This is a genomic window from Bradyrhizobium sp. CCBAU 53340 (assembly GCF_015291645.1).
Classification (GTDB): domain Bacteria; phylum Pseudomonadota; class Alphaproteobacteria; order Rhizobiales; family Xanthobacteraceae; genus Bradyrhizobium.
This window is the reverse complement of sequence record NZ_CP030055.1, coordinates 1,207,913-1,220,361: the sequence shown is the minus strand read 5'-3', so window position 1 is coordinate 1,220,361 and position 12,449 is coordinate 1,207,913. Positions and strand designations below refer to the sequence as shown.

Below are 12,449 nucleotides of genomic sequence, written 5' to 3'. Positions count from 1 at the left end.
TTTGGCCGATGTGTGTGGAGAGGCATCGGTCCCGGCTCTGCGCAGCAGCGCTATGCGCTGCGCCGCGTCCGGGACACGAGAGCTTGTGGCTACTACGACTTGAAAAAACTGTTCGCCGCATCGCGCGAGGCGCGCTTTTTGGTGGCGGCTTCTTCCAGGCGGACGATCTCGGTGTTCAGCAGGGCGATGCGCTCGGTCAGCTCCTCGACCGACAACAGTGAGAGATCCTGTCCGATCTCGTGGGTGACCTTCTTGCGCGGGCGATCGTCGTCTTCCATCGGCATTGTCGTTTCCTCCTCTCGTCCGCGGACCGGACCACACGGTTGAGGTGGTTGCCAGCCCGGACCACGCTGGCTAATCAAAGGCCTCGTTCCCCCTCGCACTTTTGCTCAAGGACACATCATGGACAAGCTGCCCGCGCAAATGACCGTGGTCGCCATCTCCAAGCCCGGCGGACCGGAGGTGCTGGTGCCGGAACAACGTCCCGTTCCGCAGCCCGGTCCCGACGAGATCCTGGTCAGGGTGCAGGCCGCCGGCGTCAACCGGCCCGACGTGGCGCAGCGCTCCGGCGCCTATCCGCCGCCGCCCGGCGCCAGCGACCTGCCCGGCCTCGAGATCGCAGGCGAAGTCGTCGCCGTCGGCAGCAACGCCAAGCGGCACAAGATCGGCGACAAGGTCATGTCGCTCGTCGCCGGCGGCGGCTATGCGCAGTACTGCATCGCCCAGGACGCCCAGGCGATGAGCGTGCCGCCGGCGCTCTCGATCAAGGAAGCCGGCGCACTGCCGGAAACCCTGATGACGGTCTGGCACAATGTGTTCGAGCGCGGCGGCCTGAAGGCCGGCGAGACGCTGCTGATCCATGGCGGCTCCTCCGGCATCGGCACCATGGCGATCCAGCTCGCGAAGGCGTTCGGCGCAAAGGTGTTCGTCACCGTCGGCTCGCAAGACAAGGTCGATGCCTGCCTCAAGCTCGGGGCCGACCGCGCCATCAACTACAAGACCGAAGACTTCGTCGCGGTGGTGAAGGAAGAAACCGACAAGGTCGGCGTCAATCTGATCCTCGACATGGTCGCCGGCGACTATGTCGATCGCAATTATGATGCCGCCGCCGTCGACGGCCGCATCGTGCAGATCGCGACCCTCAACGGGCCCAAGATCACCGCCAACATCGCCAAGGTGATGGTGAAGCGGTTGACCCATACCGGCTCGACCTTGCGGCCCCGTAGTAATGCGGACAAGGCGGCGATGGTCGCGGCGATCGAGGCGAAAGTGATGCCGCTGTTGCGCGAGGGCCGGGTCAAACCGCTGATGGACAGCTCTTTCCCGCTGGAAAAGGCCGCCGACGCACACCGGCGCATGGAGACCTCAGCACATATTGGCAAAATTGTGTTGGAGGTCTAGGCCGCTGGCCCATCAAACCGGGCGGAAACCCTTTGATTTTCCTCGCTTTCGTGGCATCTATCGCGAAATGCCGAACCACTTCCGTCCGGTCTGAAATCGCCTTTACGTGCCAGCCTTACGTACTGCTCTTGCACTCAGAGTTTGCGTCGAACGCGGAGAACTGACCTTGCGTCTGATCAGGTGCCTCGCGCCCATCGCGCTGGGCCTCATGATTCTTGTCGCCGCGAGTCCCGCGCGCGCGCTTGACGCTGTCAGCGTCCGCGGCGACGCGCCCGCGATCGACCTCACCGGCGTGCTCGAGCATCAGCGCAGCGACTCCGACCGTATCCAGGTCTCCACCGCGCCCGGCACCGACGGCATCGTTCGCCGCATCGAGGTGCGTGCGCGCGAGGGCGGCCAGAACTGGGCGGTGTTCGCGCTCGCCAACAACACCGACGACCAGCTCGACCGCCTGATCGTCGCCCCGCACTACCGCATCGTATCCTCAGGCCTGTTGTGGCCCGACCTCGGGCTGTCGCGCATCGCGACCATCACGCCGTCCATTGGCGACCGGCCGGATCGCCAGGAGAGCGCGACCGCCGACGTCTTCCGGGTCACGCTCGACCCCGGCGCCGTCGTCACTTTCGTGGCGGAACTGCGCACCGACAAGCTGCCGCAGCTCTATCTGTGGGAGCCGGAGGCCTACAAGGACAAGGTCAACTCGTTCACGCTGTACCAGGGCATCGTGATCGGCATCTCCGGACTTCTGGCGCTGGTTCTCACCATCCTGTTCGTGGTGAAGGGCAGCATCATGTTCCCGGCGGCCGCGGCGCTGGCCTGGGCGGTGCTGGTCTATATCGGCGTCGATTTCGGTTTCTGGGGCAAGGTGCTCGACATGTCGAACAACGCCGAGCGCATCTGGCGCGCGGCGGGTGAGGCGATCCTGGCGGCGACACTGCTGGTGTTCCTGTTCGCCTATCTCAACCTCAGTCGATGGCATGTGCGCTATTCCCACATCACGGTGGGCTGGCTCGCCTTCCTCGGCTCGCTGGTCGCGCTCGCCCTGTTCGACCCGGCTGTCGCCTCCGGCATCGCGCGCATCTCGCTGGTGCTGATCGCCTTCGCCGGCTTCGCGCTGATCGTCTATCTCTCCACCCACGGCTTCGACCGCGCGGTGCTGCTGATCCCGACCTGGTTCCTCCTCGTGGTCTGGGTGGTCGCAGCCGGCATGACGGTCGCAGGCTCCGTCACCAACGACATCGTCGGCCCGGCCCTGCTCGGCGGCCTCGTGCTGATCGTGATGTTGATCGGCTTCACCGTCATGCAGCACGCCTTCGCCGGCGGCGGCGCCACCACCGGCGTCGTCTCCGACATCGAGCGGCGCGCGCTGGCGCTCGCCGGCTCCGGCGATCTGATCTGGGACTGGGATGTCTCCGCCGACAAAGTGTTCACCAGCCCCGAGACCGAGGCCCTGCTCGGTCTCAAGCGTGGCGCGCTGGAGGGCCCGGCGGCCTCCTGGCTGGAAGTGCTGCACCCGCTCGACCAGGACCGCTTCCGCGCCGCGCTCGACAGCGTGCTCGACCAGCGCCGCGGCCGGCTGGTGCAGGATTTCCGCCTGCGCACGCCGGACGGCCATTTCATGTGGTTTGCGCTGAAGGCGCGCCCGGTGGTCGGCTCCGACGGCGAGGTCTCGCGCGTGGTCGGCACGCTCACCGACGTCACTGAGCTGCGCAACGCCGAGGAACGCCTGCTGCACGATTCCGTGCATGACAACCTCACCGGCCTGCCCAACCGCAAGCTGTTCATGGACCGGCTCGGCGCCGTCGCGCATTTCGCCAAATCGATGCCGACGCTGCGGCCGACGCTGATGGTGATCGACCTCGACCGTTTCAAGCAGGTCAACGATTCCGTCGGCATCGCGGTCGGCGATTCCATCCTGCTGACGCTGGCCCGCCGCCTCACCCGCATCCTGAAGCCGCAGGACACGCTGGCGCGGCTTGCCGGCGACCAGTTCGGCCTGATCCTGCTCTCGGAGCAGGACCCGGCGCGGATCACCAATTTCGCCGAGACCATCCGCAAGACCATCCGCGCGCCGATCGCCTTCAACGACCGCGAGATCTTCCTGACCGCCTCGATCGGCATGGCGCTTTCCGATCCGCAAACCCAGCTCACGGACGAGATCATCAAAGACGCCGAGCTTGCGATGTATCATTCCAAGCGCATCGGCGGCGATCGCATCGATGTGTATAAACCCGCAATGCGCGCGCGAAAAACCGATCGCCTGACGCTGGAGAGCGAGCTGCGCCGCGCCATCGAGCGGCAGGAGCTCACCATCCTGTACCAGCCGATCGTCCGGCTGGAGGACCGTTCGGTCGCTGGCTTCGAGGCGTTGGCGCGCTGGGATCATCCGAAGCTCGGCCGCATGGCGCCGTCGGAATTCATCACCATCGCCGAAGAGACCGGCCTGATCGTCGACCTCGGCATGTTCGTGCTCGACCAGACCGCAAAGCAGCTCTCGATCTGGCAGCGCGCGATGCGCTCGCGCGAGCCGATCTTCGCATCCGTCAACGTCTCCTCGCGGCAGCTGCTGCGCCACGATTTGATCCACGATATCCGAACCGTGCTGTCACGATCCTCGGTGGCGCGCGGCACGCTGAAGCTGGAACTGACGGAATCGCTGGTGATGGAGAATCCGGAGCATGCCGCGCAAATGCTGACACGCATTCGCGAGCTCGGCACTGGCCTCTCGCTCGACGATTTCGGCACCGGCCATTCCTCGCTGGCCTATCTGCAGCGCTTCCCCTTCGACACCATCAAGATCGACCAGTCCTTCGTTCGCACCACCAATCGCGGCACGCGGCCGGTGATCCTCAAATCGATCATCGCGCTCGCGCATGATCTCGGCATGGACGTGGTGGCGGAAGGCGCCGAGACCGATTCCGACGCGGTCGAGCTCTATCAATTGGGCTGCGAATACGCGCAGGGCTTTGCCTTCGGCGAGCCGATGGATGCCGATGCCGCCATGCGGCTTCTGACGGAAGTGCGGCTGGAAGCGGCGAGCTGATCTTTCGACTCTCGCGCAATATCAAACCGTCATCCTGAGGCGTGAGCCATGCGACGCGAAGCGGCGCTTGGCGAGCCTCGAAGGATGAGCGGCCGGGATGCTGCCGGGCCGTCGCCCTTCGAGGCTCGTCCTGCGTTGCAGGACGAGCACCTCAGGATGACGGGGAGAGATTTTGGCGCGTTACGTCAACCTTGAGGTCGGCAGCTTCGCCGCCGCGCTAACGCCGCCGGTCGTTCTTCCGCTTGGTGAACCGCACGCTCGCGCCATCGGGCATCCGTGTCGCCACGAAGCCTGCGGCGAGGCAGGCTTCGCGTTGCGGCATCTGGATGTCGGGGCTGCGCAGGCTGTCCCACCATGAGGCACGGTTCGCCGCGCGCGGCAGGGCCGCGCCGATGATCTCCTCGATCTGCTCAAAGCTCAGCACGAATTCCATCTGCTTCTGCCGCAGCAGGTAGTCACGTAGCGCGTCGTAATCGTTCACCGCCGTCCTCACCTTTGTCCGCGTCCTGATCTGCCCAAAAGCGTGATCGGCGGAAACCAAATCTTAACTCATTGCGACAGCGCCGTCGCGGCTTAAACACTATGCAAGATTTCAGGCGCATCCAATCATGTCGGGAGCAACCGATGCTGTCTGGATGGCGCGAGGTCACGGCCCGCCGGCCGTGGCGCATTTCGGCGAAGCTGCTGATCATCTCGTCCGTCGTGACGGTGATCGGCTTTTCCGCCATTTGCGTCAACGTCATGCTCGACATGCGCCGCGGCGAGGAAGCGCTCGCCCGCCAGACGCTGGAAAACCTGGCCACCTCCATCGACGCCGACATCAGCCGCAATATCGAGATCTACGATTTGTCGCTGAAGGCGGTCGTCAACAACATGCTGCTGCCCGAGATCGCCACGGTCTCGAAGCCGGTCCGCCAGCTCATCCTGTTCGATCACGCGACCACGGCGCGGCATTTCGGCGCCATCCAGGTGTTCGATGCCGACGGCAGGCTCACCATCGACGCCTCCACGCTCGATCCGCAGGCGGAGAACCGCGCCGACGAGGAGTATTTCCGGATCCACCGCGACAATCCCGACGTCGGCCTGTACATCAGCCGGCCGATGCTGTTCCGCGGCGCCTATTCGATCGTGCTGAGCCGGCGCATCAGCGACACCGACGGCGGCTTCCTGGGCGTGGTCGCCGGCTCGATCCGCTTCAGCTATTTCCACGAACTGTTCGAGCGGCTGAGCCTCGACCCCGAGGACACCATCACGGTGCTCAAGCGTGACCGCACCATCATGATGCGGCGGCCGTTCGACCTCGACATCATCGGCAAGAACCTCGGAACGCGGCCGGAGTGGAAGCCCGACAATCTCAAGGCCGGCGGATCCTTCGCCGGAAAGGGACCGATCGACGTCACGCCACGTCTCTACGTGCGCAGCAGCGGCTCCGGTCCGCTGTTTGTCGTGGCGGGCAAGCCGCTCAGTGCCGTGTTCGAGCTCTGGCAGAAGGAAGCCTATCGCATCGGCGCGGTGGTGCTGGCGCTGATCCTGTTCGTGCTGGCATCGACCCTGGTGCTCGCCCGCGAGATCGGCCGCCGCGCCGATGCCGAGAACAAGCTCGAGGAGATGGCGACGACGGACGCGCTCACCGGCTTGCGCAACCGCCGCAAGTTCGATTCCGTCATCGACATCGAATGGCGGCGCGCCATGCGCGAGAAGGCGCAAATCGCGCTCGTGATGATCGATGCCGATCATTTCAAGGCCTATAACGACACGTTCGGCCACCAGGCCGGCGACCAGGTGCTGGTCGGCATCGCCATCTGCATCTCGGATTCGGTCCGCCGCGCCGGCGACTGCGCCGCACGCTATGGTGGCGAGGAGTTCGCCGTGCTGCTGCCGAACACCTCGGCCGCCGACGCCTTCAAGATCGCCGAACTGATCCGCGCCAAGGTACAGGGCTGGTCCGACGGCGGGACGGGATCGACCGTCTCCTGCGGCATCGCCAGCCTCGCGCCCACCGCCGGCATGGACTGGGCAATCCTGGTCGCCGCCGCCGACAAGGCGCTCTATGCCGCGAAAGCCGGCGGCCGCAACCAGTCGGTGGTGGCGAGCCTGCCGAGGCTGTCGCTGGTGGCGTGAGGCCGCGATACCAAGTTCAATTGGGCGGAAGCAATCCACCACGCCGTCGGTGTCGTCCCGGCGAAGGCCGGGACCCATAACCACTGGACTGGGTTTGGCGAAGACTCGTCGTTCGGTACGACTACTGACCGCAATCGATGGATAACGCGGTATGGGTCCCGGCCTTCGCCGGGACGACACCTGAGTGTTGCGAAGCCGTGCGCCTACTGCCCCAGATACTTCTTCATTTCCGCGATCAGCCCCTCGCGTAGCTCGGGGCGCTTCAGCGCGTAGGCGATGTTGGCGCGGAGGAAGCCGGGCTTGGAGCCGCAATCATGGCGCTCGCCCTCGAACTCGACGCCGTAGAATTTCTGCGATTTGGCGAGGCCGATCATGGCGTCGGTGAGCTGGATCTCGCCGCCGGCGCCGCGCTCCTGGGTCTCCAGGATCTTGAAGATCTCCGGCTGCAGGATGTAGCGGCCGGTGATCGAGAGGTTGGAGGGCGCGGTGCCCTTGGCCGGCTTCTCGACCATGCCGTCGACCTCGAACATCTTGCCGGTGCGCTTTCCGACGCCGCAGATGCCGTATTGATGAGTGAGATGGTCAGGCACCGCCTCGACCGCGATCAGATTGGATTTCTCGCCGAGCGACGATGCCGTCTCGATCATCTGCTTCAGGCAGCCGGGCGAATTGAGCACGAGCTCGTCGGGCAGCACCACTGCGAACGGCTCGTTGCCGACGATGTCGCGCGCGCACCAGACCGCGTGGCCAAGCCCGAGCGGCGCCTGCTGGCGGGTGAAGCTGACGGCACCGGCTTCCGGCTGGTTCTGCGCCAGGATTTCCTGCTCGGCCTTCTTGCCGCGCGCAGCGAGCGTGGTGTCGAGCTCGAACATCCGGTCGAAATGATCTTCGATGACGTTCTTGTTGCGGCCGGTGACGAAGATGAAGTGCTCGATGCCGGCTTCCCTCGCCTCGTCATAGACGTACTGGATCAGCGGCTTGTCGACGATGGTGAGCATTTCCTTCGGCATCGCCTTGGTGGCGGGCAAAACGCGGGTCCCGAGGCCGGCGACGGGGAATACAGCTTTGCGGATTTTCATGTGAGCGATCGAATACCTTGGGGGCGCAGGTGAAGGAAGCAATGCATCTTGCTAGCCGCTTTGCAGCCGCTAACAAAGGCGGATGTAGGGCTCAGTGTCCGAGAATTTGCGAAAAAGGCGACCTGCAAAAATTCCTCCTTGTTAAGATATTGGCAACCGTAACGAGGCCTCCTGATGGCTGATTTTTGGCCGGACGGGTGGATATGAGGCAATCAGTGGCAGGACTGCTGGCAAGACGGGCAAGACGCGGTGGATCTCTGGCCGGCGCAACAATGGTTGCGGCCGCGCTGCTGTTCCCTGCGTCCGCGCAGGCCCAGGGACAGCCAGGGCAGAACGGCCTGTCAAAACTGTTCGGCGGTATTTTCTCCGGCGCGGACCCGGCTCCCTCGCAACCCGCACCCGCTCCCGGCGGCGCGCAACCCTGGAGCGGCGAGGACGGTGCCTCCGGCCATCCGCTGATGACGGCGGCTGCGATCCGCGAGGCGGCTGCCAATTTTGACAATTGTGTTGCCGGGATGTGGCCCGATGCCGCACGGCGCGGCATCACGCAGGAGAACTTCCAGCGCTTCACCGCAGGCCTCACGCCCGACCTGCGCATCATGGACCTGATGGATTCGCAGCCCGAGTTCACCAAGTCGATCTGGGACTATCTCGACATCCTCGTGAACGACAACCGCCTCGCCAAGGGCAAGGAAGTCCTCGCCAAATACAAGGCGCAGTTCGACGCCACCGAAAAGGCCTATGGCGTCGACCGCTATATCGTCGCCGCGATCTGGGGCATCGAGTCAAATTATTCGACGCAGATGGGCGACCGCAGCGTGCTGCAATCGACCGCGACGCTCGCCTGCATCGGCCGCCGCCAGGCCTATTTCAGGGATGAGTTTCTCTCGGCGCTGGAGATCCTCAACCGCGGCGATCTGCGCCCTGAGCAGATGCGCGGCTCCTGGGCCGGCGCCTTCGGCCCGACCCAGTTCATGCCGACCGCGTTCAAGCGCTTTGCCGTGGACGGCGACGGCGATGGCCGCCGCGACGTCGTCGACAATCCGACCGACCTGATCGCCTCCACCGCCAACAATCTCAAGAAGGACGGCTGGCAGAGCGGCCAGAGCTGGGGCTTTGAGGTCGTGGTGCCGCAGGGCTTCAACTACATGCTGGCCGACCGCGCCAAGATGATGACGATCGCGCAGTGGGAGAAGCTCGGCCTCAAGCGGGCCACAAGCCAGCCCTTCCCACATCCGGCGGAAAAGGCCTATCTGCTGGCGCCTGCCGGCGCGCAGGGACCGGGCTTCCTGATGCTGCAGAATTTCCGGGTCATCATGAAATATAATCCGGCCGAGGCCTATGCGATGGCGATCGGCCATTTCGCCGACCGCCTGCGCGGGGGGCAGCCCTTCGTGCAGCCTTGGCCGCGGCAGGAGCGGGAATTGTCGAGGAACGAGCGGCTGGAACTTCAGCAGCTTTTGGCCCAGCGCGGCTTCTACAAGGGCACCCCGGACGGCCAGTTCGGCGGCCAGACCCGGGACGCGCTGCGCAACTACCAGGTCTCGATCGGGCTCCCTGCCGACGGATTTGCCACCTCCGACGTGCTGGACCGGCTGCGCGGGCGGTAAAAACGGCCCGAAAGTAACCCTGAGCGGCGATTTTGGCCGATCGGCGGTGCATTCCCTCAGGAATCTACAAGAGAATTTGCCCGTTTGGCGCCCGATTCCGTTATTATAACGATCTATCTCCAGACCCCGTTGCGCGCGCCCGAGATCGCATGTCGAAGCCCAAATCCTTTTTCAAGGCGCTGACCGAGACCGGCCCGCTGATCGCGCTGGGGACGGCGCTTGCGATCCTGGTTTCGGTCGCGGGCTCCGCTTCGGCGCAGGGCTTCTTCAACTTCCCCGGCTTCGGCGGCCCGCCGCAGCGCGCGGCCCCGCCGCCGCGCAGCGGCGGTGGCTGGTTCGGCGGCGATTTCTTCGCGCCGTTCCAGCAGCAGCAGCCGCAGGCGCCGCGCCAGGATTTTTCGCGCGCGCCGGCACCGGCCAAGCGCGACACCATCCCCGACAAGAACGTGCTGGTGATCGGCGACGCCATGGCCGACTGGCTCGCCTATGGCCTCGAGGACGCCTACACCGAACAGCCCGACATGGGCGTGATCCGCAAGCACCGGACCACCTCCGGCCTGATCAAGTACCAGCCCAAGGGCGAGCCCTCCGATTGGGCGGCGGCCGCGAAGGGCATTCTGGAGAGCGAGAAGCCCGACGTCATCGTCGTGATGCTCGGCCTCAACGACCGCGTCGCGATCCGCGAGCCGGTCGCCGACAAGCCGGCGGATAAGGACAAGGACAAGAAGAACGACAAGGGCGCGCGCGCCAAGCCGCAAGGCAAGCCCGGCGAGGCCAAGCCCGACACGGCCGCCAAGCCGGACGTCAAGCCCGTTGATACCGACCTGCCGCAGGACGACGCCGACAACGCGGACACGCCCGCAGCCGCGCCCGAAAAGGCGGCACGCAATCCAAATGGCGTCTACGAATTCCGCGACGATCGCTGGGTCGAGCTCTACGGCAAGAAGATCGAGGAGCTCGCGGGCGTCCTCAAGGCCAAGGGCGTGCCGGTGCTCTGGGTCGGCCTGCCCGCGATCCGCGGACCCAAGGGCACCGCGGACATGCTGTTCCTGGATTCGCTCTATCGCGAGGGTGCGGCCAAGGCCGGCATCACCTATGTCGACGTCTGGGACGGCTTTGTCGACGAATCCGGCCGCTTCCTGCAGAAGGGCCCGGACTTCGAAGGCCAGATCCGCCAGCTGCGCAGCGCTGACGGCGTCTACTTCACCAAGCCCGGCGCGCGAAAACTCGCGCATTACGTCGAACGCGAGATCACGCGCCTGCTCGCAGGGCGCTCCGGTCCGATCGCGCTGCCAAGCGAGCCGGCGACGCCTGATACCAGCGCCGAACCCGGCAAGCCCGCGCCGCGACCGCTCGCCGGCCCGATCGTGCCGCTGGTTGCGGCCTCGATCTCGACCGATCAATTGCTGGGTGGACCGGGCACGCGCCCCGCCGCCGTCGATGCGCTCGCAGCCCGGACGCTGGTGAAGGGCGAGCCGCTGGCCGCTCCCGCGGGCCGTGCCGATGATTATTCCTGGCCACGTCGCGAAGTCGGTCGCGAACAGGCCAAGGGCGATACGCCCGTTGCGGCGACGACGCCTGACGGTGGCACTGTGGCTCCCGGTGCGCCCGGAACGCCGGCCGCCGCGATCGCGCTGCCCAAGCCGCCCGCGCCAAAGAGGCCGGCGCCACAGCAGCCGGCCCAGGCCACGCCGTCGTTGCGCGATTTCTTCGGCTTCGGCTCACCGCAGCCGGCACCGCGTCAACTGGCGCCCGGGCCCCGCAACCCGAATCCGAACCCCGCGATCCCGCGGCCGCCGGGCAATGTCGGACGTTCGGCGGAAGTGGTGCGGTAAGCGATCGCGTGTCCCGCACGCGCTGCAGCGTGCAATGCTGCTGCGCAGAGCCGGGACCCAGCCCTCTCACACCGTTCAAAAAGAATGGGCCCCGGCTCAGCAGCGCATCACTGCGTGCTGCGCTGCGTCCGGGGCACAGAGAACGCTGGGGAACGGCTCAGCCGTAATAGCGCCAGCGCGGCGGCGGGCGGCGCGCGGGACGTGACATCAACAGCGCAAGCGCAAAGCCGATGCCGCCGGCAACCAGCAGCGCGCCGAGCGGATTGTCCTGCACCTTCTTCGACAGCGCCTGCGATCCATCGCGAAGCGTGTCGCCGCTGTTCTCATAGGCGTCCTTGGCGTAGCTCGTCGCGGTGTCCGCGGCATCGCGCACAGCGTCCTTGGCCTGGCCGTAGAGATTCTGCACCGTGCCGGCAGCTTCGCGCGCCTTGCCCGACGCCTGCGTCTGCGCATCGCCTGCGAGATCGCCGACTGCGCCTTCTGCGCGTCCAGCATATTCCTTGGCCGATCCGACGATCCTGTCCTTGTCCATGATGCTCCTCCTCGGGGGTCTGCCCAAGTAACCGATCAGGAGGAGCGCAGTTCCAACGGCCGCTCAGAGTTTGGCCTAGAGAATGAGGCCGCCATCGACCACGAGCGTCTGTCCAATAATGTACGAGGACAGCGGCGAGGCCAGGAACAGCGCTGCGCCCGCCATGTCGGCCGGCGTGCCCAATCGCCGCAGCGGAATGCGCGCGAGCGCGCCTTCGAGCCGCTTGGGATTGTCGGTCGTCACCTTCGTCATCTTGGTATCGACGAGCCCCGGCGCGATGCCGTTGACGCGAATGCCGTCCTCAGCCCAGGCCTCGCCCAGCGTCCGCGTCAATCCGACCGCGCCGGTCTTCGAGGCGTTATAGGCGGGATTGCCCATGGTGGAATGATAGGCCGCGGTCGAGGACACCACGATCAGCGCGCCATTCGAATCCCGCAACATGGAATGAAACCGCGTCGCGCATGCCATCAGGCTCATCAGATTGACCTCGACCACCTTGCGGAAGCCCGCCATCTCGAACTCGCCGCGGCGATAGATCACCGCGCCCTGCGCGAGCACCAGGATGTCGAGCTTCTCGAACGCCGGCTTGAACGCTTCGATCGCGCTCGTGTTGCTGACGTCGAGCTGCGCGTAGGCAAGACCGGTGAGATCGGAGCCTTCCGCCGCGGAATAGTCCGCAGCACGCGCGCGCGTGCCGCACACCGCGACGCTGGCGCCTCTCGCGCGAAAGGCCTGCGCGATGCCGTTGCCGATTCCGCTGGAACCGCCGACCACCAGCACCTGCCTGTCTGTGAAATCGAGCTCGTTCGCCATCGCGGCCTCCCCTTT

At 65.7% G+C, this 12,449-nt stretch carries 10 protein-coding genes; 5 read left to right on the top strand and 5 right to left on the bottom strand.

Annotated features, from left to right (window positions below; genetic code table 11):
* Positions 1-92: 92 nt before the first annotated feature.
* Complete coding sequence (locus XH89_RS05685) at positions 93-284, bottom strand: DUF1192 domain-containing protein (RefSeq protein WP_194466132.1); 192 nt, start codon at positions 282-284, stop codon at positions 93-95.
* Positions 285-402: 118 nt separating this feature from the next.
* Here XH89_RS05685 and XH89_RS05680 point away from each other — a divergent pair, with 118 nt between their 5' ends.
* Both XH89_RS05680 and XH89_RS05675 read left to right on the top strand, forming a co-directional pair.
* The gene (locus tag XH89_RS05680) at positions 403-1,401 is read left to right on the top strand and encodes an NAD(P)H-quinone oxidoreductase (RefSeq protein WP_194466131.1); all 999 of its coding nucleotides are present in this window, start codon (positions 403-405) and stop codon (positions 1,399-1,401) included.
* Between the two features lie 166 nt (positions 1,402-1,567).
* Positions 1,568-4,444: an EAL domain-containing protein gene (locus tag XH89_RS05675; RefSeq protein ID WP_194466130.1), complete on the top strand. Its 2,877-nt coding sequence runs from the start codon at positions 1,568-1,570 to the stop codon at positions 4,442-4,444.
* A 217-nt stretch (positions 4,445-4,661) separates the two neighbouring features.
* Here the strand turns inward: XH89_RS05675 and XH89_RS05670 are convergent, their stop codons facing one another.
* Positions 4,662-4,925 (bottom strand): hypothetical protein, encoded by a 264-nt coding sequence (locus tag XH89_RS05670; RefSeq protein WP_194466129.1) that lies wholly within the window; start codon positions 4,923-4,925, stop codon positions 4,662-4,664.
* 143 nt (positions 4,926-5,068) lie between these two features.
* On the opposite strand from XH89_RS05670, the gene XH89_RS05665 reads away from it, so the two are divergent.
* Complete coding sequence (locus XH89_RS05665; RefSeq protein ID WP_194466128.1) at positions 5,069-6,565, top strand: sensor domain-containing diguanylate cyclase; 1,497 nt, start codon at positions 5,069-5,071, stop codon at positions 6,563-6,565.
* Between the two features lie 203 nt (positions 6,566-6,768).
* On the opposite strand, the gene XH89_RS05660 is transcribed toward XH89_RS05665, so the two are convergent.
* Entirely contained in the window at positions 6,769-7,644 is an 876-nt protein-coding gene (locus XH89_RS05660; protein ID WP_194466127.1) for a UTP--glucose-1-phosphate uridylyltransferase, read from the bottom strand.
* A 203-nt stretch (positions 7,645-7,847) separates the two neighbouring features.
* Between XH89_RS05660 and XH89_RS05655 the strand changes: the two genes are divergently transcribed.
* Positions 7,848-9,254 (top strand): lytic murein transglycosylase, encoded by a 1,407-nt coding sequence (locus XH89_RS05655; RefSeq protein ID WP_194466126.1) that lies wholly within the window; start codon positions 7,848-7,850, stop codon positions 9,252-9,254.
* 149 nt (positions 9,255-9,403) lie between these two features.
* On the top strand, positions 9,404-11,089 hold the full coding sequence (locus XH89_RS05650) for an SGNH family hydrolase (protein WP_194466125.1): 1,686 nt from the start codon (positions 9,404-9,406) through the stop codon (positions 11,087-11,089).
* A gap of 157 nt (positions 11,090-11,246) precedes the next feature.
* Here the strand turns inward: XH89_RS05650 and XH89_RS05645 are convergent, their stop codons facing one another.
* Positions 11,247-11,621: a CsbD family protein gene (locus XH89_RS05645; protein ID WP_194466124.1), complete on the bottom strand. Its 375-nt coding sequence runs from the start codon at positions 11,619-11,621 to the stop codon at positions 11,247-11,249.
* A gap of 75 nt (positions 11,622-11,696) precedes the next feature.
* Entirely contained in the window at positions 11,697-12,434 is a 738-nt protein-coding gene (locus tag XH89_RS05640) for an SDR family NAD(P)-dependent oxidoreductase (protein ID WP_194466123.1), read from the bottom strand.
* Positions 12,435-12,449 lie beyond the last annotated feature (15 nt).